The sequence below is a fragment of the Pseudochelatococcus contaminans genome, assembly GCF_014195635.1.
Taxonomy (GTDB): Bacteria; Pseudomonadota; Alphaproteobacteria; order Rhizobiales; family Beijerinckiaceae; genus Pseudochelatococcus; species Pseudochelatococcus contaminans.
Map to the genome: position 1 here is coordinate 113,233 of NZ_JACICC010000003.1, position 19,216 is coordinate 132,448.

At 62.7% G+C, this 19,216-nt stretch carries 16 protein-coding genes; 9 read left to right on the forward strand and 7 right to left on the reverse strand.

Annotated features, from left to right (window positions below; all coding sequences use genetic code 11):
* Positions 1–18 precede the first annotated feature (18 nt).
* The gene (locus tag FHS81_RS07075) at positions 19–864 is read left to right on the forward strand and encodes a 23S rRNA (adenine(2030)-N(6))-methyltransferase RlmJ (RefSeq protein ID WP_183751400.1); all 846 of its coding nucleotides are present in this window, start codon (positions 19–21) and stop codon (positions 862–864) included.
* A gap of 174 nt (positions 865–1,038) precedes the next feature.
* Here FHS81_RS07075 and FHS81_RS07080 read toward each other — a convergent pair whose 3' ends face one another.
* Entirely contained in the window at positions 1,039–1,779 is a 741-nt protein-coding gene (locus FHS81_RS07080; protein WP_183751402.1) for an outer membrane protein, read from the reverse strand.
* Positions 1,780–1,782: 3 nt separating this feature from the next.
* Positions 1,783–2,046: a hypothetical protein gene (locus FHS81_RS07085; RefSeq protein WP_183751404.1), complete on the reverse strand. Its 264-nt coding sequence runs from the start codon at positions 2,044–2,046 to the stop codon at positions 1,783–1,785.
* Between the two features lie 422 nt (positions 2,047–2,468).
* On the opposite strand from FHS81_RS07085, the gene FHS81_RS07090 reads away from it, so the two are divergent.
* Both FHS81_RS07090 and FHS81_RS07095 read left to right on the forward strand, forming a co-directional pair.
* Positions 2,469–3,323: a glycosyltransferase family 2 protein gene (locus tag FHS81_RS07090; RefSeq protein ID WP_183751406.1), complete on the forward strand. Its 855-nt coding sequence runs from the start codon at positions 2,469–2,471 to the stop codon at positions 3,321–3,323.
* Positions 3,320–4,078 carry an SDR family oxidoreductase gene (locus tag FHS81_RS07095; protein ID WP_183751408.1) on the forward strand — a complete coding sequence of 253 codons (759 nt, stop codon included), beginning with the start codon at positions 3,320–3,322 and terminating at the stop codon, positions 4,076–4,078. The genes FHS81_RS07090 and FHS81_RS07095 overlap by 4 nt, the downstream gene beginning before the upstream one ends.
* A gap of 43 nt (positions 4,079–4,121) precedes the next feature.
* Here the strand turns inward: FHS81_RS07095 and FHS81_RS07100 are convergent, their stop codons facing one another.
* From FHS81_RS07100 to FHS81_RS07120, 5 genes are all read right to left on the reverse strand, one after another.
* Positions 4,122–5,117, reverse strand: a complete 996-nt coding sequence (locus FHS81_RS07100; RefSeq protein WP_281374420.1) for a protoglobin domain-containing protein — start codon at positions 5,115–5,117, stop codon at positions 4,122–4,124.
* Positions 5,118–5,503: 386 nt separating this feature from the next.
* Complete coding sequence (pgeF, locus tag FHS81_RS07105; RefSeq protein ID WP_183751962.1) at positions 5,504–6,292, reverse strand: peptidoglycan editing factor PgeF; 789 nt, start codon at positions 6,290–6,292, stop codon at positions 5,504–5,506.
* A complete protein-coding gene (locus FHS81_RS07110) occupies positions 6,292–7,458 on the reverse strand; it encodes a class I SAM-dependent methyltransferase (RefSeq protein WP_343052446.1) in 1,167 nt (388 codons plus the stop codon). The genes pgeF and FHS81_RS07110 overlap by 1 nt, the downstream gene beginning before the upstream one ends.
* A complete protein-coding gene (gene lgt / locus FHS81_RS07115; RefSeq protein ID WP_183751966.1) occupies positions 7,455–8,315 on the reverse strand; it encodes a prolipoprotein diacylglyceryl transferase in 861 nt (286 codons plus the stop codon). Before lgt ends, FHS81_RS07110 begins: the two co-directional genes overlap by 4 nt.
* Before the next feature lie 199 nt (positions 8,316–8,514).
* Positions 8,515–9,234 (reverse strand): CBS domain-containing protein, encoded by a 720-nt coding sequence (locus FHS81_RS07120; protein ID WP_183751412.1) that lies wholly within the window; start codon positions 9,232–9,234, stop codon positions 8,515–8,517.
* Positions 9,235–9,489: 255 nt separating this feature from the next.
* On the opposite strand from FHS81_RS07120, the gene FHS81_RS07125 reads away from it, so the two are divergent.
* From FHS81_RS07125 to FHS81_RS07150, 6 genes are all read left to right on the forward strand, one after another.
* Positions 9,490–10,707, forward strand: a complete 1,218-nt coding sequence (locus FHS81_RS07125) for an ABC transporter substrate-binding protein (RefSeq protein ID WP_428982439.1) — start codon at positions 9,490–9,492, stop codon at positions 10,705–10,707.
* The gene (locus FHS81_RS07130; RefSeq protein ID WP_183751414.1) at positions 10,707–12,551 is read left to right on the forward strand and encodes an ABC transporter permease; all 1,845 of its coding nucleotides are present in this window, start codon (positions 10,707–10,709) and stop codon (positions 12,549–12,551) included. The genes FHS81_RS07125 and FHS81_RS07130 overlap by 1 nt, the downstream gene beginning before the upstream one ends.
* Before the next feature lie 301 nt (positions 12,552–12,852).
* Positions 12,853–13,995, forward strand: a complete 1,143-nt coding sequence (locus FHS81_RS07135) for an efflux RND transporter periplasmic adaptor subunit (protein ID WP_343052447.1) — start codon at positions 12,853–12,855, stop codon at positions 13,993–13,995.
* On the forward strand, positions 13,992–17,114 hold the full coding sequence (locus FHS81_RS07140; RefSeq protein ID WP_183751416.1) for an efflux RND transporter permease subunit: 3,123 nt from the start codon (positions 13,992–13,994) through the stop codon (positions 17,112–17,114). Before FHS81_RS07135 ends, FHS81_RS07140 begins: the two co-directional genes overlap by 4 nt.
* Positions 17,111–18,139, forward strand: coding sequence for an AI-2E family transporter (locus tag FHS81_RS07145; RefSeq protein ID WP_183751419.1), 1,029 nt, complete (start codon positions 17,111–17,113; stop codon positions 18,137–18,139). Before FHS81_RS07140 ends, FHS81_RS07145 begins: the two co-directional genes overlap by 4 nt.
* Positions 18,136–19,215: a patatin-like phospholipase family protein gene (locus FHS81_RS07150; RefSeq protein ID WP_183751422.1), complete on the forward strand. Its 1,080-nt coding sequence runs from the start codon at positions 18,136–18,138 to the stop codon at positions 19,213–19,215. The genes FHS81_RS07145 and FHS81_RS07150 overlap by 4 nt, the downstream gene beginning before the upstream one ends.
* The last annotated feature ends 1 nt before the right edge of the window (position 19,216 follow it).

Sequence of the window (19,216 nt, forward strand, 5' to 3'; positions counted from 1 at the left end):
TGCCATTGATCCCGCACCATGAATTACCGTCACGCTTACCACGCTGGCAATTTTGCCGATTGCATGAAACACGCCTTGCTGGCGCGCATCCTGTTGCATCTCGGGCAAAAGGACACGCCGTTCCGTGTTATCGATACCCACGCCGGGATCGGTCTGTATGACCTCGGCGGGGTCGAGGCTGGAAAGACGCTGGAATGGCAGGAAGGAATTGGCCGGCTTGAGACGCCTCTCAATGGCGAAGCCGAAGAGTTGCTTGCCCCCTTCCGCGAGGCCTTGCGCGAGGTGAAACTCCGCTTCGGCGATAACTTCTATCCCGGCTCACCCCTGATCGCGAGTTTGCTCCTGCGCGCTCAGGACAAGGCCATTTTCGTCGAAAAGCACCCGGCGGATGTTGTGACGCTCGCCGGGCATCTCGCTCGCGACCGCCGGTTGAAGGTGCTTGAGATGGACGGCTGGACGGCGCTCAAGGCCATGATTCCTCCGGTGGAGCGGCGCGGCGTCGTGCTGATCGATCCGCCGTTTGAGGTGGAGGGCGAACTGGCCCATCTCGGTCATGCGCTGATTGAAGGCCGCCGTAAATGGAATAATGGCATCTTCGCTGGCTGGTACCCGATCAAGGATCTCGGTCACACGGAGCAGCTCGCGGATATCCTGCGCGATTCCGGTGTGCCGCGAATCCTGCGGCTGGAATTGCTTGTCGACCGAGGCGACGATCCCTCACGCCTTAACGGCTGTGGGCTCGTGGTCATCAACCCGCCGTGGAAGTTGGCCGCCGATGCGGAAGTGCTGTTGCCCGCACTGGCAGAACGGCTTGCCCGCGACGATCATGCGGGCTTTCGTTGCGATTGGCTTGCCGGCGAATAAAGCCCATTCGAATCCGTGAATCTGCTTGAAATATCATCTGGCCACGGCAGCACTGCCTGGTGGTGGATGGCTCATGCCACGCGTTTTTGGCAAAAGCATCTTGGCAATAAAAAACCCCGGAGGCTTGCGCCACCGGGGTAATCTTTGCCGATCCGAGAAGGATCAGCTCAGGGATCAGAACGAGTTGAACTTGTAGTTCAGACCAGCGCGGACCACACCGATTTCGGTGTCGTTGCGGTTGTGGTAAGCGGTCGGCAGGAAGTGGTTGCGGTCTTCCTTGCCGAGGTTGATGTACAGACCTTCGACGCGAGCCGTGATGTTGTCGGTGAAGGCGTACTCGAGACCACCACCCAGCGTCCAGCCCGTGCGGGTGCTGCGGTTGTTCTCGTAGAAGAAGCCGTCGTAGTAGAAGCCGTGGCCGTTGCCGCCGCCGCCGTAAGCGAAACCACCGGTGGCGTAGATCAGAGCGCGGTCGATTGCGAAACCGAGACGAGCGCGAACGGTGCCGAACCACTCGATGCCCTGGTCGGAAGCGCCGAGGTAACCGGCGCTCGGGTCGATTGCGAGAGCAACGTTGCTGTTCTTCTTCAGATCAGCGTAGTTGATGTCGGCTTCGACACCAGCGACGAACTGGCCGAACTGGTAGTTGTAGCCGATCTGGCCACCGCCGGTGAAGCCACCGTCGTTGCTGTTGCTGCTGTTAACGAAGTACGTGCCGTTGAACACGCGGTCGCTGTTGTTGCTGTTCCAAGCGTAACCAGCGTTCACACCGACGTAGAAACCGGTCCACGAGAAGATCGGAGCAACGACCGGAGCGATCGGCTCGATCTGACGGCTGGGAAGATCGGCTGCGAAAGCGGCGCCCGAAGCGACCAGGCTGACTGCTGCAACCCCTGCGAGAAGAACCTTTTTCATCTTTCACTCCTTAAAAGCTATTTCTTCGATCAAACGGCGGAAGCCATTCGTGAAGTTGACCCATACATAACCCAACTTCCGCCGCCCGTCTGTGATTTTCTTGCCACAGCGACCTCGCCAATAACGGCGGGAATATGTTGCTGCAATGATTTCGGGCCGATTGGCGAAGTTGCGGAAACGCTGAGCTTTCGCGCGCTGTTTCCGCAACCATTTGCGTGGAAAGCATAATTTTTCACGATGCTCTTCACGCGCCAGTGCCTTTGTCATTTTTGCCAATATTGGGGCGGTCGATAATCGCGTAAGGCGGGATTATGCCATTGATCGTCATGGATAATAGAACGTAAATATCCATTGTTCCATGCGTTCGTCAGAAAAGATGTTTATTATGCCAGCTTAAAAATGATACTTCAGTGTTGCGGTCAAGGCCCCCTTCACCGGAAGTGGGGGACGGTTTTGACCACCGTATAACGTGTGCCTGAGCCTTCCCTTCTGGCCGTCATTTTGTGTGTCGGCGCTCGTGCGATGCGCGGGCGGGGTTGCGGCGAGCCGCGCGCCGTGTCAAAGCGAGGGATGCGGTCCGGGCGTATCCGGGCCATCGGCATCGCAGGATGAATGGATTTTTGCGCCGCGCGGGCCTTGTCGGGGCCGGCGAACAGACCCATCGGTCTTTGGTGTGAGGTTAGGGATCGATGACGCAATCGCCGCTGCCATTGTCCATCTTCATCATCACCCGCAACGAGGTGGACCGTGTGGGTCGCACCATCGCGGCCGTGGCCGGATTGAGCGACGATATCGTTGTGGTCGATTCCGGTTCAACCGACGGCACGCAGGCGTTGGCCGAGCAACTGGGCGCACGGGTGATTCATCATGACTGGCCCGGTTATGGCCCGCAAAAGCGCTTCGCCGAGGACCAGTGCCGCCATCTCTGGCTATTGAACATCGACGCCGACGAACTGGTGCCGCCTGATCTCGCCGAAGAGATGCGCGCGCTGTTCAGCAAAGGCGAGCCCGATGCCGATGCCTACGAGATTCGCATCGCCGAGGTGTTTCCGGGCGAAAAGGCGCCCCATCCCCTGGCCTATGCACTCGCGCCCGTGCGTCTCTACCGCAAGGATAAGGGACGCTATGCGTCGTCGACAGTTCACGACCGCGTCCAGCTCGCGCCGGGAAGCCGGGTCCGGCGGCTGAAAGGCGTCATTCATCATTTCTCGGTGCGTTCGCTCGGCGACCAGCTCGCCAAACTGAACAGTTACACCGATGCTCTCGCCCTTGACCTCGACAAGCGCGGCGCGCGGGTGTCCATTCTTCGCCTGTTCGTCGAGTTTCCGGCCTCTTTCATCAAGGCTTATATCGGCCGCCGGCATATCGTGCGGGGGGTCTATGGCTTCATGACAGCGATGAACTTTGCCTTTTTCCGCTATTTGCGCGTCGCCAAGCATATCGAGCGGCGTATGCTGGCACGCCAGCAGGAGGAGCCACCGGTTGCGACTGTTTTGCAGCCCGGCGCTTCCGAAACACACGGTGAGGGAGACAGCAAGGCATGAGCGAATCGGTTGCCCTTGTCACCGGCGGTGCGCGCCGAATCGGCCGTGCTATTGTCGGTGCGCTTGCCGAAGCAGGATTTGCCGTTGCCATCCATTATCGCCATTCGCGCAGCGAGGCGGAGGAACTGGCCGAGGCTGTGCGGGAAAAAGGTGCGCGCTCTGTCATTCTGGATGCCGATCTGGCCGATGCCGAAGCCGTGGGAACGCTGGTTCCACGTGCGGTGTCGGCGCTTGGGCCGGTAACGCTGCTTGTCAACAACGCCTCGATCTTCGAGCCGGATGACGTCGCCGACCTTGGCCTTGAACTGTGGGAAAAAACGTTCGCCATCAATCTGCGAACGCCGGCCATGCTGGCGCGCGATGTCGCAGCCGCCTTGCCGGAGGGTCAACGCGGCGCAATCGTCAATATTCTCGACCAGCGCGTGCTGCGGCCCAATCCGCATTTCTTTTCCTACACGCTGACCAAAAGTGCGCTGGCAACTGCCACGCGCACCATGGCGCAAGCGCTTGCGCCGCGTATCCGCGTCAATGCCGTCGCGCCCGGTCCGATTATCGTCGGCCCTCGCCAATCAGCCGAAGACTTCGCCCGCCAGAGCGCGGCGACGTTGCTGGGACACGGCCCGTCGCCCGCCGATGTTGCCGCAGCGGTGCTTTACCTGGCAACCGCAACCGGCGTGACAGGCCAGATCCTTGCCGTCGACGCCGGCCAGAACCTGCAATGGCGTACCGTCGACGTGGACGGAATTCCCGAGTAGGTCTCGTCGAAAACATCTACATATCGCACGAACCGTTCGAGCGTCATCTCCGGAAGCGTGCTGACTCAGCCACGAATGCACCAAGGCGGGACTGTCCAGCTTCCATGACCGGCGCCCTCGCTCTTTCCCATGTCGGCAGGGACTGTTCTTCCGCCGGTTGTCGGGCAAGGCGGATCGCATCCGCAACAGCTTCTATCCGGTCGTGTATGGAAATCGCCACTGAATCGGTGAGGACGTTGATGTCCTCGATCGTGTCATAGATACCAGCCACCACACGGTTGGAGGCTTGTCGGATCTCGGCCATGCGGGCCGCGACATCCGTTGTCTCAGCCGGACTTTCGAGAGCTGCGCTCATTGCGTCGACCGAAGCCTTGAGCGCCAGTATCCGTGTCTCGCCCGCGAGATTGTGGATAAATCGGACAATCTCGTCCACTTGCGTCGCAATACCCGAAAGATTGTCGATGGTTCGAGCTGCGTTGTTCCGTATACGGTCGCTGCCGTTGTCGATCTGGTGACCGGAGTCGCTTCGCACGGTATCGAAGTGGGTCGAGATGATCAGGTCCATATCCAGCATGATCGCCCGGGATGCCGCGCTGATGATGCGTGCGGCAGTCTCGTTCGCCTGCATGGGATATCGCGGGCTTTCATACAGACATCCGACCACAGCCGCCAGGCTTCGGAGCAGGACAAGATAGCTGCCGATATAGGATGAGGGCTCAAGGCCTATCCTGTTGCGAGCCTGAACGATATCGCGGACAGATTCCTCATACCCGGTCCCGAAGCCGTCGAGGAAGAGTTTCCGCCAGTGTACGAGCTGTATCTGCTTGATATAGGCAATGCCTATTGTATGCTGATCCGGCGTCAGGCCAAAGTCAGCCAGAAGCCTGCCATGAAGTCCGGCGCCTCCATAGAACTCATCAAGAAGATCTGCAAGGTAATTTTGCACGATATGAAATATGTCGCGCATTAAAACAGAATCGTCCGCACCTATTTTCAAGAAATCTTTTTTGCGACAGATGGCAATATGCTTGTCATTCATGACTTTGGCCTGCTGAAATTTTGTACAAAATATTATAAAGAATGTAGTGCTATCTTTGGAATTCTGATGCCTGACGCAAATATATATAGCATGAACGCAAGTGTTTAGCTATAGGCTTCTTCAGTCGCCATCGCTTCACTTGCTGTCTTTTCAAAGAAGGGAGGTTGAGTTCTTGGGCATCTATTTAATTTATATGGCTATTCCGGCGCAGATTGCGGCTTTTCGGGCCGGCGTGATGTCAGGATTAACGGGGGATAATTCTTGCGATGCGCTGGCTGTTCTATGATGGGGTGGTTCACTCAGTGAGTATATTCGACGACTTGGGAATGCCAGACTGGCCGGCCTTGCGGCTTTGTTTCATTCCATTTGGGGGTCTCGTAGTGACTCTATAATAGTCTGATGGCGGCGATCAGGCGGCCATAATCCGGTTCTCCGCGATGTGTTGTGCGGCGGTAGCTGTAGAAGCGAGTTTCGTCGGCGTAGGTGCACAGGCCGAGATCTTCAAAAGTGCCAGCCCCAGCCGCTTGCGCCCGCGCGGCGATGAAGGCTGGCAGATCGAATAACGCATGCCCGGCGCGTGGCGATGGCGAGAAAAACCGGATCAGTGCTGCGTCGGCCTGCGTGAAGCGGTCGACAAACTCTGGTCCGACTTCATAGGCGGCCCGGCTGATGGTGGGGCCAAGGGCCACTGTAATGCGTTCGCGCCGCGCGCCAAGGCGCTCCATGCTGTCGAGCGTGGCTTCCAGCACCCCCGTAAACGCGCCTTTCCAGCCGGAATGGGCTGCGCCGATGACGCCTGCTTCCGCATCGGCGAATAGCAGCGGTCCGCAATCCGCACTGGCCGCGCCGAGCAGCACGTCCGGACGCCGGGTGACCATGGCATCCGCCATGGGGCGCGCGTCAGGCGTGAACGGCTCTTCCACGATGATGACGTCGGCCGAGTGAACCTGATGCAACGTCAGCAGACTTTCAGGCGGCAGATCGAAATGGGCGGTCATCCGGCGGCGGTTTTCCTGCACGGCCTCGCGTGCGTCCGCCGAGCCGACTCCGCCGTTGAGACCAGCGTAGATGCCCTCCGATACGCCGCCTTGACGGGTGAAAAACCCGTGGCGAACGCCTGTGAGCGCGGACAGCGAAGGCGCTTCGATCGGCGCGACGGCATCGGTTTTGTGCATCATGGCTGGTCTCCTGCTCCGGGTTGGCGATAGCTGCCGAAGCCGGGAAGCAGCGGCAGATCGGGATTGGCCACGGCCATCACCTTGAAGAGATTGCCCATGCCCCGGCTGTCGCTGTCGGTGAGGCGCGCGACCGCGGCGTCGATAGCGACGGCATGGGCCGGTGCATGGGCCTTCAACGTTGCAGCGCGCTCGTTGATGCCCAGATGGTTGAGGAAATCGCCCTGCAACACAGGGCCGTGCACCACCGCGCCTGTCATGAGCGCCGCCTGAGCCAGCGCTGCGAAGTCGACATGGACGGTGACATCCGATTCGCCCGGCGCTTCCAGCACGCCGACGAAGCTGTGGTCGCGCAGGGCTTGCAGCGTCTCGCCATAGCCGGTGCGCAGGTGGCCATAGTCGATGGCCAGCAAAGCCCCGCCATCGCGCGTTACACGCTCCGCGATGTGGCGCATGGCGATGAGGTGGCTCGCCGGGAACTCCATCAGCACGCCGTCCGGCGCGTCGCGGGTGAGGGCGGTTTCCGGTTCCGGTGCGAGGCCGAAGGCAAGGTTCTCGTAAGCGTCGAGGCCGATGAGGCGCTCGTGCCAGTTGCCGTTCGCCCGCACATACTGGCGCACGGGCAGGCAGTCGAAGAACTCATTGGCGATGACGATCACCGGCCCTTCGGGCACCTGCGCGAAGGCGTCATGCCAGTGCGGCGCGATATCGGAATCCGCCAGCGTCGTGGCCTGCAAGCTGCGCAGCACGGGGCTGGTTTCGACCAGATGCAGGTCGATGGCATTGCGAAATCCCGGCACGGCCTTTGCGGCGCGCAGGAAATCCCGCATCAGCGTGCCGCGCCCCGGCCCAAGTTCGACGACGCGCACTTGCGCGGGCGCGCCCATGGCGTGCCACACTTCCGCAGCCCAGAGGCCGATCAACTCGCCGAACATCTGCGACACTTCCGGCGCGGTGATGAAGTCGCCGGAGAGGCCGAGCGGGTCGCGCGTCATGTAATAGCCGTGGCGCGGGTGGCCGAGGCATAGCGCCATGAAATGTTCGACGGTGATCGGCCCGCTCGCGGCGATGGTGGTCTTCAGCTCCTGCGCCAGCGGGGTGTCGGCGGATTCATCAGCGCCTGGCGCGATGTCGTCGGGAGTGGCGTCGTCGGTCGGGTGGGTCACGATACGGTCTCCTGCGTTGACGGCTGGCGTGACAGCGCCCTGACGATCAGCCAGATGCCTGCGATGAGAAGCGGCAGGCTCAACACCATGCCCATGGTGATGCCGCCTTCCAGCGCCGATACCTGCGTGCCGAACAGAAAGCCGAGCTGCGGATCAGGCTCGCGGAAAAATTCGCACACGCTACGCGCCACCGCATAGCCGACAGCGAACACGCCCGTAACCAGGCCGGGGCGGCGGAAGCCGACAATGCGCACCACGACGGCCAGCAATATGAACAGCAACAGCCCCTCGGCAAAGGCCTCGTAAAGCTGGCTGGGATGGCGCGGCAAGGGGCCGCCATGCGGAAAAACCATGGCGAAGGGCAGGTCCGGCGCGGGCCGACCCCACAACTCGCCATTGATGAAATTGGCGATGCGGCCGAAGAAGATGCCGATGGGCGCGACAGTCGCCGCCACATCGAAAAGCGACAGCACCAGCAGGCCGCGCGCCCGCGCCAGCAGGAACATGGCGATGGCCGCGCCCGCCAGCCCGCCGTGAAACGCCATGCCGCCCTGCCATACGGCGAAAATCGACAGCGGATCTTCCAGATACTGGCCCGGACTGTAGAACAGGATGTAGCCGATCCGACCGCCCAGAATGACGCCGAGCGCCACATAGAGCAGCATGTCGTCGATATCCGCCCCGGTCGGCCGCCGGACATTGCCCCACAGCGAGGAGGCCGCGACGAGGCGGCGGGCATAGAACCACCCGCCCACAAGGCCGGCGATATAGGCGAGCGCATACCAGCGAATCGCCAGCGGCCCGATGGAGACGGCCACGGGATCTATGACGGGAAAGGCGACCACCAGAGGGGGCAGGGATAAAAACGCGGCGGACACAGGCATGATGGCTCCAGACTGATGCCGTGAACCGGCGATGCTGGCACGCCGGTTCACCCAAGCCCGTCCGATCCGAAGCGCCGGACCGGCGGCACATGCCGTCACTGTCCCTGTCAGGAGCCGCGCGTCAACCCCACCTGTGGATGGCTCGTTTGAAGATCGCCGGAGCGGTTGGCGATCAGTCGCGGCCGCTGCGGCCTTCAGGCTGGTCGAGGACCACGCCGGACATCGGCTCCACCAGCACCAGCTCGTCGCGGACTTCCCTAACGCCCGGCACGGTCTGGATCAGCACTTTCAGCGCCTCGCGCACCGTTGCGTCGAAGATGGTGCCGCGCAACGTGACGATGCCGTCCACGACCTCGGGGGCGGGGATGTAAGGCGGCGCCCACGGCTCACGCGCAATGGCCTTGGTGATGTTTTCGCGGATAGCGTCGTCGCTGGCCAGCGAGGGGCGTTCGAGATGTTTGCCGAGCGCGCGCAACAGGTCCACGCGGCTGACCACGCCGACCAGTTTTCCGTTGGCGGTGACGGGAACGCGCTTGACCTTGCGCTTCTCGAAAAGCTCGACGATCTCGAACAGCGGCGTGAATTCCGACACCGTGTAGGGCTTGGGCGTCATCACGTCGCGCACGTGGCGGGCATTGGCTTCCACGAAGTCGGCGGCGGCCTTGCCCGGCCCGAGGATGAACTCCAGCCAGCGCGTGCGCTCACGGCGGGTGTCCAGTTCGCTGCGGCGCAGAAAATCGCCTTCGGTGACGATGCCGATGAGATTGCGTTCCGCGTCGACGACCGGCAGGCCGCTGATTTTCTTGTCCAGCATCAATGTAATGACATCGGCGATGAGATCGTCCGGCGAGACGGTGATGACGTCTCTGGTCATGATATCGGCGGCTTTCACGGGGCTTCTCCGGCTTGTTTGTTCTTTCGGGAGCGTCACTATACCGTGGGAGACTGCACGCTCCCTTGACGGAGCGCAAGACCTTGACAGTGGTGTCGAGGCGATTTGGATGGAGACCGGGGCAATTTGTGGTCTTCGTCTTTTTCACGGGCGGGCGTCGCTGCTCTTGCTTGCGCGTTTCAGGGATTTGTTGCACGGTGCCGGGGCGATTGAAGCGGCAGGATTTTTTGCGAAGATGTGGCGCGAGGGGGCGGCATGATGACGATCGACCGACGGTCCATTGGTGCGTGGCTCGCGGCCACCGTGTTCGCCGCCACCTTTGCGGGCGTGCCCGCGCGCGCGGCGGACCCGATCCGCATCGGTGAGATCAACAGTTATTCCGGCATCCCGGCCTTTACCGAGCCTTATCGCAAGGGCTGGCAACTCGCGGTGGAAGAGATCAATGCCGCCGGCGGCGTGCTGGGGCGGCCGCTGGACGTGATCTCGCGTGACGACGCCGGCAGGCCCGCCGATGCCATCACGGCGGCGAACGAACTCGTTTCGCGCGAGAAGGTCGATCTGCTCACCGGCACGTTCTTCTCCAACATCGGCCTTGCGGTGTCGGACTTCGCCCGCCAGAAAAAGATCCTGTTTGTCGCCGCGGAGCCGCTGACCGACGCCATGATCTGGGAACAGGGCAGCCGTTACACGTTCCGCCTGCGGCCCTCGAACTGGGTGCAGGCGGCCATTCTGGCGGAAGAAGCGGCGAAACTGCCGGCAAAACGCTGGGCAACCATCGCGCCCAACTATGAATATGGCCAGTCGGCGGTGAAGGTGTTCAAGCAGATCCTGTCGGAGAAGCGGCCGGACATCGAATGGGTCAGCGAACAATGGCCGCCGCAGGGCAAGATCGACGCCGGCGCGGTGGCTCAGGCCACGCTGGCGACAAGGCCCGACGCCATTCTCAACGTTACCTTCGGTCCCGACCTGGTCAAGCTGGTGCGCGAGGGCAACACGCGCGGGCTGTTCCGCGACCGGCAGGTGGTGAGCTTCATCACTGGCGAGCCGGAATATCTCGATCCGCTCAAGGACGAGACGCCGGAGGGATGGATCGTCACCGGCTATCCGTGGCAGTCCGTCGATACGCCGGAGCATGACAAGTTCCTTGCTGCCTATCAGGCGCGCTTCAATGATTATCCGCGCCTTGGCTCGGTCGTCGGCTACGCGACCATTCGCACGATTGCCGCCATCATCGAACGCGCCGGTTCGCTCGATACCGAGAAGCTGATCGAGGCTGGACGCGGCGTCGAAGTGGAGACGCCGTTCGGCCTGATCACCTTCCGCCCCGCCGATCACCAGTCAACGCTGGGGGCGTTCGTGGGCCGCACGACCGTAAAGGACGGGCGCGGCGTGATGGTGGACTTCACCTACCGCAGCGGCGCGGATTATCTGCCGGATGAAGCCACCGCGGCAAAGCTGCGGCGGCCGGACTGATGGAATTTCTTCTGGTGCAGGCCCTCACGGGCCTTGCCAGCGCGGCGTCGCTGTTCCTCGTCGCTTCCGGGCTGTCGATCATCTTCGGCGTCACCCGCGTCGTGAACTTCGCCCATGGCTCGTTCTACATGGTGGGCGCTTATCTGGCCTATACGCTGACTGAGCGTTTGGCTGGTCCGCTCGGTTTCTGGGGCGGTGTGCTGCTGGCGGCGCTGCTCGTCGGCGTGCTCGGCGCGCTGGTGGAACTGCTCCTTCTGCGCCGGCTGGCGCGTGCGCCGGAACTGTTCCAGTTGCTGGCGACATTCGGCGTCACCCTCATCGTGCAGGATCTCGTCGTGGCCATCTGGGGCCCGGAGGATCTCGTCGGTCGCCGCGCGCCGGGATTGACGGGGGCGGTGGAAATCCTGGGGCAGTTCGTGCCCGCCTACGATCTCTTTCTCATTGCGCTCGGCCCGCTTGTGCTGCTGCTTCTGCATCTGCTTTTCCGCCGCACGCGCTTTGGTGTGCTGGTGCGGGCGGCGACGCAGGATCGCGATATGACGGCGGCGCTTGGGGTGGACCAGAAATGGCTGTTCACCGGCGTCTTCGCGCTTGGCTCCTTCCTTGCCGGTCTGGGCGGGGCGCTGCAATTGCCGCGCGATGCGGTGAGCCATCTCATGGATATGCACATCATCGTCGAGGCGTTCGTCGTGGTGGTCATTGGTGGGCTGGGATCGGTGCCGGGCGCATTTGTCGCGGCGGCCATCGTGTCGCTGCTCAACGCTTTCGGCATTCTGGTGTTTCCCGGCATCGCCATGGTGAGCGTGTTTCTGGTCATGGCGCTTGTGCTGGTGGCCCGCCCGCACGGGCTGTTCGGCTCGCCGCCGGAAAGTCAGCCGCAGCCGATGGCGGTGTCCGGCGCGCCGTGGCGGGCGTTCGACGGGCGGGAGCGGGCGCTGGTGGCGTTCGGGGTGCTGCTCGCCGCCGGGTTGCCGTTCCTCGTCGGCGACTATGGCCTGACGGTGGCGAGTGAAATCCTCATCATGATGCTGTTTGCCGCCAGCATTCATCTGCTCATGTCGGCTGGCGGGCTGGCGCCGTTCGGGCATGCGGTGTTCTTCGGCCTTGGCGGTTACGGCGCAGCGCTCGCGGTGAAGCTGGCCGGCGCGTCGATGCCGCTGGCGCTCGTCGCCGGGCCTGTCGTCGCCATCATGGCCGCATGTGTGTTCGGCTGGTTCTGCGTGCGGCTGTCCGGCGTTTATTTCGCCATGCTGACGCTGGCCTTCGCGCAGATCGTCTGGGCGGTCGCGTTCCAGTGGGTTGCCGTCACCGGCGGCGACAACGGCATCATCGGCATCTGGCCCGAAGGATTTGCCGCTTCCGCCAGTGGCTTCTACTGGATGGCGCTGGTGCTCTGCCTGGGCGGAGCGTTCGCGCTGCGGACCATCGTGCTGTCGCCTTTCGGCTATGCGCTGCGGGCTGTACGTGATGCGCGGCAGCGGGCGGAGAGCATCGGCATTGGCCGTTTCGGCCAGCAATGGTTCGCCTTCGTCATTGCGGGAGGCTTCGCCGGGCTGGCGGGGGCGTTGTTCGCCTATCTCAAGGGCAGTGTGTTTCCGGCCAACATGGGGGTCGGCATGTCCGTCGACGGATTGGTGATGGTTCTGCTCGGCGGTGTCGAAACCATCTCCGGCCCGCTGGTCGGTGCGATGGTCTACAAGGCGCTGTCCGTGTGGCTGCTCAGCACCACCGATATGTCGAAACTCATCCTCGGGCTGCTGATTGTTCTGCTGGTGGCGGCATTTCCGATGGGCATTGTCGGCTGGCTTTCCTCCATGCGCGAGCGCATCAGGCACGTTTCATGAGAAGAGCTGCCGGAGGATGGTTGGCGCAACAGGTTCTGCACGAAACTCTTTTGGCATAAGCCTTTTACCACTATGAGCTTCTTTGCCTGTTTTGTATGCAGGCTGCTCAATGTGTTTGAAAGAGCCCAATTTGTAAGTAATTCAAATTGGGGATGTAAATAAATTACATAACGAATGTATGGTTAATTCTGGTATTTCGCCTGTCTGTCGTCATTTTATCGGATATTGTGAGTTGTCGGTTTCATGAAATTGTGGTCATAAGTCGGCACTGATCAATCGAAGTTTCATCTGCGGGGGCGTCGTGTCGAGCAATTTCACAATCCGGCGGTGCGGACGCGTGCGGGGCGCGCAACTGCGCCGGTCCATGCAGACCCTTTCCATGCGCGTCCTTGTTGTCGCGGCGCTGCCGCTGCTCGCAGCATGCAATTCGGAAACGGAGAGCGCCGAACAGCCGCCGCGCACCGTGCGCACGGTCACGGTCGAGACCCGCGAGGCCGGCGATGTCGTGACGCTTACGGGGCATGTCGAGGCTGCGGATGAAGCCGCCGCGGCTTTCCGTGTCGGTGGGCGGATGCTTGAGCGCCTTGTCAATGTCGGCGACCGGGTAACGGCGGGGCAGGTACTGGCGCGGCTGGATGCACAGAACGCGCGCAACAATCTGCGCTCGGCGGAATCGGCCGTTTCCGCCGCCAACGCCTTGCTGACGCAGACCCGCAACACCTACGAGCGCCAGCGGCACCTGCTGGACCGGGGCTTCACCACCCGGGCGAATTACGATGCGGCCGAGCAGGCGTTCCTCTCCGCGCAATCGCAGGTCGATAACGCGCAGGCGCAACTCAAGATCGCCCGCGACAACCTCGATTACACCGAGATTCACGCCGATGCCGATGGTGTCGTCACCGTGCGCGGCGCGGAGCCGGGCGAGGTGGTGCAGGCGGGGCAGATGATCGTCCGCATCGCGCGTGAAAACGGTCGCGACGCGGTGTTCGATGTGCCGGCCAATGTTTTCCGCGTTGCGCCCTCCGACCCCCTCATCACCGTGGCGCTGAGCGACTCGCCGAATGTCACTGCCGAAGGGCGTGTGCGCGAGGTTGCGCCGCAGGCTGACCCGGTGACGCGCACGTTCCAGACGAAAGTCGGGCTGAACAATCCGCCGGACGCGTTCCGCCTTGGCGCGACGGTGGTCGGCACGCTGCGGCTCGACGCCGGGACGGCCATCGAGCTGCCCGCCACGGCGCTGACCGAGTTCAACCGCCAGCCGGCGGTGTGGGTGGTCGATCCCGGCACATCCACAGTGGAGCTGCGCAACATCGAGGTGCAGCGCTTCAATCCTTCGACAATCGCCGTCGCCAGTGGCCTGAATGAGGGCGAGATCGTCGTCACGGCGGGTGTGCAGGTGCTGCATCCCGGCATGAAGGTGCGTTTCGCGGGTGCGCCGTCATGAGCGACCGCGACACCGCAAAGGGCGGATTCAATCTTTCCGAGTGGGCGCTGGCGCACCGCTCTCTCGTCATTTATTTCATGATCGTGGCGGTGGCTGCGGGCATCCTGTCATTCCAGAAGTTGGGCCGCAACGAAGACCCGACCTTCGTCATCAAGACCATGGTCGTAAACGCCGCATGGCCGGGCGCGACCATCGAGGATACGCTGCTGCAGGTCACGGAGCGGATTGAGCGCACGTTGCAGGAAACGCCGCGCCTCGACAACCTGCGCAGCTTCACCCGCGCCGGCGTGACGACGATCTTCGTCGATCTGGAAGGCGCGACGCCTGCCAGCGAGGTGCCGGATATCTGGTATCACGTGCGCAAGAGCGTCGGCGACATGGCCCACACGCTGCCGCAGGGCGTGCGCGGGCCGTTCTTCAACGACGAGTTCGGCGATACCTTCGGCATCATCTACGGCTTCACGGCGGACGGCTTCACCCATCGCGAATTGCGCGATTACGTGGAAGCCGCGCGCTCGCGGCTGCTCAACGTGCCGGACGTGTCGAAGATCGAGGTCATCGGCGCGCAGGACGAGGTCATCTTCCTCGAATTCTCCATGGCGGAGATGGCGCGTCTGGGCATTGACCGGCAGGCCGTGCTGGCCGCGCTTCAGGCACAGAACGCCGTGCTGCCGGCCGGTATCATCGAGACGGGCGACGAGCGCATTTCACTGCGTGTCTCCGGCGCGTTCGAGAACGAGCAGGATATTCTCGGCGTCAACATCGTGGTGGGGCCGCGCATCGTCCGGCTGTCGGATATCGCCACGGTGCGGCGCGGTTTCGTCGATCCGCCGCAGCCGCTGTTCCGCGTCAACGGCGAGCCGGCCATCGGCCTTGGCATCGCCATGCGCGAGGGCGGCGACATTCTGGCCATGGGTGATGCGATCACCCGCACGATGCAGAATGAGATCATTCCGGAGCTGCCCATCGGCATCGAGGCGACACTGGTGGCCGATCAGGCTGTGACCGTGGAAGGCGCGATTTCGGAGTTCATGGAATCGCTGTGGCAGGCGGTGGCGATCATCATGGCCATCTCGTTCATCAGCCTTGGCGTGCGGCCCGGTCTGGTGATCGCGCTGGCCATCCCGCTGACGCTCGCCATCGTGTTCGCGGTGATGCTGATCGTGGGCATCGACATGCAGCGCATCTCGCTCGGCGCGCTGATCATCGCACTGGCGCTGCTCGTTGACGACGCCATGACCACAACCGATGCTATGATAACGCGATTGGGCAAGGGCGACAGCAAGGAGAAGGCTGCGACCTTCGCCTTCAAGACCTATGCCTTCTCCATGCTGGCGGGCACGCTGGTCACCATGGCCGGCTTCGTGCCGGTGGGTTTCGCCGCCAGCTCGGCGGGTGAATACACGTTCTCGCTGTTCGCGGTGGTGGCCATCGCGCTTGTGGTGTCATGGTTCGTGGCGGTGATCTTCACGCCGCTGATCGGCATCTATCTCATCAAGCCGCCCAAAACCGATAAACAGCCTAAACCCAGCCGCGTGGAAAACGCCTACAAGTCTTTCCTGGCGCTGGCGCTGCGGGGGCGCTACGTGACGATCGCGGTCACGCTTGGCCTGTTCGTTCTGTCCGTGCTGGCGCTGCCGCTTATTCCGAGCCAGTTCTTCCCGTCATCGGATCGTCCTGAGCTGCTGGTGACGATGCGCCTGCCGCAGTCCGCGTCGATTCAGGGCACGGAGAACGTGGTGAAGGCGTTCGAGGAACTGATTGCCGACGACGAGGACATCGAACGCTGGAGCACCTATGTCGGGCAGGGCGCGATCCGCTTTTACCTGCCGCTCGACGTGCAGTTGCCGAACAGCTTCATGGCCGAGGCCGTGGTGGTGGCAAAGGACGTGCCCGCCCGCGAGCGGCTGCGGAAGAAGCTCAACGACATCTTCGAAGAGCACTTCCCGCAGGTGGTGGCGCGTATCTCGCCGCTGGAACTGGGCCCGCCCGTCGGCTGGCCGGTGCAGTACCGCGTGACCGGGCCGGATGTCGCCGAGGTGCGCGAGATCGCGCTGAAGCTGTCGGGTATCGTCTCGACCTATCCGGGTGTCGAGAAGGTCAACTTCGACTGGATCGAACCGGCGCGCGAGATCCGCCTGCGGGTGGATCAGGATCAGGCGCGGCTGCTTGGGCTGTCGTCGCAGTCCGTTGCGGCGATCCTGAATACCGTGATCACCGGCTCGACCGTGTCGCAGGTGCGTGACGACATCTATCTCGTCAACGTGGTTGCGCGCGCCGTCGATGAGGAACGCATGACGCCGGACACCCTGCGCTCGTTGCAGGTGGCCGTTCCGGGCGGGCGCACGGTGCCGCTGTCGCAGTTCGTGACCTTCGAATACGACCAGCACTTCCCGATGGTGTGGCGCCGCGACCGCGTGCCGACGCTGACGGTGCAGGCGGACATGGTGCAGGGCGAGCTGCCGGAAACGGCCGTGAACGCGCTGGCCGAAGGCATCGCCGAACTATCGGCGACGTTGCCGCCGGGTTATGTCATCGAGGTTGGCGGCACGGTGGAGGAAAGCGCCGCGTCACAGGCCTCGGTGGTGGCCGTGGTGCCGCTGATGCTGTTGATCATGCTGACGGTGCTGATGTTCGAGCTGCAAAGCTTCCAGCGCTTGTTCATCGTGCTGTCGGTGGCGCCGCTGGGGCTGATCGGCATCGTGGCGGCGCTGCTGCTGTCGGGCCGGCCGCTGGGCTTCGTGGCGATCCTCGGCATCCTGGCCTTGCTGGGCATGATCATCAAGAACGCGGTGATCCTGATCGGCCAGATCGAGGCGGAGCGCAAGACCGGCAAGACCGTGCGCGAGGCCGTGACGGAGGCCAGCTCGCTGCGTTTTCGCCCGATCCTGCTGACCGCGATTTCGACCGTGCTCGGTATGATCCCGATCGCGCCGACCGTGTTCTGGGGGCCGATGGCCTTCGCCATCATGGGCGGCCTGTTCGTGGCCTCGCTGCTAACGCTGATCTTCCTGCCCGCGCTCTACGTGACGTGGTTCGGGCCGGATTCGCGGCTTGAGAACACGCCTGAGCAGAACCCTCCCGCGCATAACTCTCCAACGCAGGGGACGGTGGCATGAGCGAGGCGACGGCCGGGCGCGGAACCGCCTTTCTCATCGGCGTGATCGCCACCATTCTGGCGGTCGCGGCGCTGTCGGTGGCAAGTTCCATCATCGCGCCGATTTTCTTCGCGCTCTTCACCATCGCCATCGTGTGGCCGTTGCAGCGCGCGTTGCAGGATCGCGTGCCGCAATTGCTGGCTCTGGCCATAACGCTGGTGATTACCATCGTGGTCATCGGCGCGGTGCTCAGCCTCTCCGTGTGGGGCTTCACCCGCGCGGGACAGTGGATCATCGCCAACGCGGCGCGGTTTCAGGAGCTTTATATCCAGAAGACGCAATGGCTGGAGGATCAGGGCATCGTCGTGGCGGGCTTGCTGGCGGACAGTTTCAACGTCAACTGGCTGGTGCGGATATTCCAGAACTTCGTGCTGTGGGCGAACAACCTCGCAGGCTTTGCCGTGATCGCCTTCATCTTCCTGCTGCTGGGGCTGCTGGAAGTCGACATCATCGAGCGCAAGCTGTCCAAATCCGGCGACTGGGGCATCCGGCTGCGCAACGCTTGCGGCGAGATCGCCGAGAAGTTCCGCCGTTACATGGGCGTGCGCACGCTGATGAGCGTGATGACGGGCCTCGTGTTGTGGGCGTTCGCCGCGGTCACGGGGCTGGAGCCGGCCATCGCGTGGGGCATGATCGGCTTCTCGCTGAACTACATCCCGTTCATCGGGCCGCTGATCGCCACCGTGCTGCCGACGCTGTTCGCGGTGGTGCAGTTCGAATCGTGGCAGAGCGCGGTGCTGGTGTTCGCGGGGATGAACCTGATCCAGTTTCTGATTGGCAGCTATCTGGAGCCGCGCGTGGCGGGCAGCGCGCTTGCCGTGTCGCCCTTCATGGTGCTGTTCGCGGTGTTTTTCTGGAGTTTTCTGTGGGGAATTCCGGGCGCTTTCATCGGCGTGCCGGTGTTGATCGCCATTGTCACGCTATGCGACGAATATCAGTCCAGCCGCTGGGTCGCGGAGCTTTTGTCGGGAAAGGATGAGGCATGACAACTATCGGATCTGACATTGTCCGGGGAACTGTGGAAGATCCGTTGGGGGTCGATCTTGCGTTTCAGGGCGGAGGCTCGCACGGTGCGTTCACCTGGGGCGTGGCCGAGACCATTCTCGACGACCCGACGCTGAAGATCGAGAGCATCAGCGGCACCTCGGCGGGCGCGATGAACGCGGCGGCGCTGGCTTATGGCTATGTTCTGAACGGCCGCGAGGGCGCCAAGGCTGCCATGGAAAACTTCTGGCGCAAGGTCAGCGAGGCAGCCCGGTTCAGCCCGTTGCAGCGTGCGCCGCTCGATGTGCTGCAGGGTAACTGGACGCTGGATAACTCGCCCGGCTACGTCTTCTACGATCTGGCCAGCCGGCTGTTCTCGCCCTACGATCTCAACCCGTCGAACCTCAATCCGCTACGCGATATTCTTGAGGAAAGCATCGATTTCGAGAGGCTGCGTCAAGCGCCGATCAAGGTGTTCATCAACACTACGAACGTGCGCACCGGCCTGCCGCGGGTGTTCCGCAACCACGAGCTGACGGCTGACGTGCTGCTGGCTTCCGCCTGCCTGCCGCTGGTGCATCAGGCGGTGGAGATCGACGGCGACGCTTACTGGGACGGCGGCTTTTCCGGCAATCCGCTGCTGACACCCATCGTCCGCGAGAGCGACGCGCGCGACACCATCATCGTCCAGATCAACCCCATCGAGCGGCCCGGTGTGCCGAGGACGGCGCGCGACATCCTCAATCGCCTCAACGAAATCGCTTTCAACGCCAGCCTCAAGAAAGAGCTGCGGGCGATTGCCATGTTCACGCGCCTGCTCCGCGAGGAGGGCGAGCTTGAGCATGTCACCTGGGCTGAGGAATGGGCGGATATGCGCATCCACCGCATCACGACGCCGCTGCTGACCAAGCTGGGGGCATCGTCGAAGATGAATGCGGAATGGGAGTTTCTGACGCTGCTGCGGGAAGAGGGCAACGTCACGACCAGGGCCTTCCTGCGCGAGCACAGGGGAGATCTGGGCGTGCGGTCCACGTATGACATCGACGAACTGCTCCACAACATCCTCGAGCAGGCCTGAC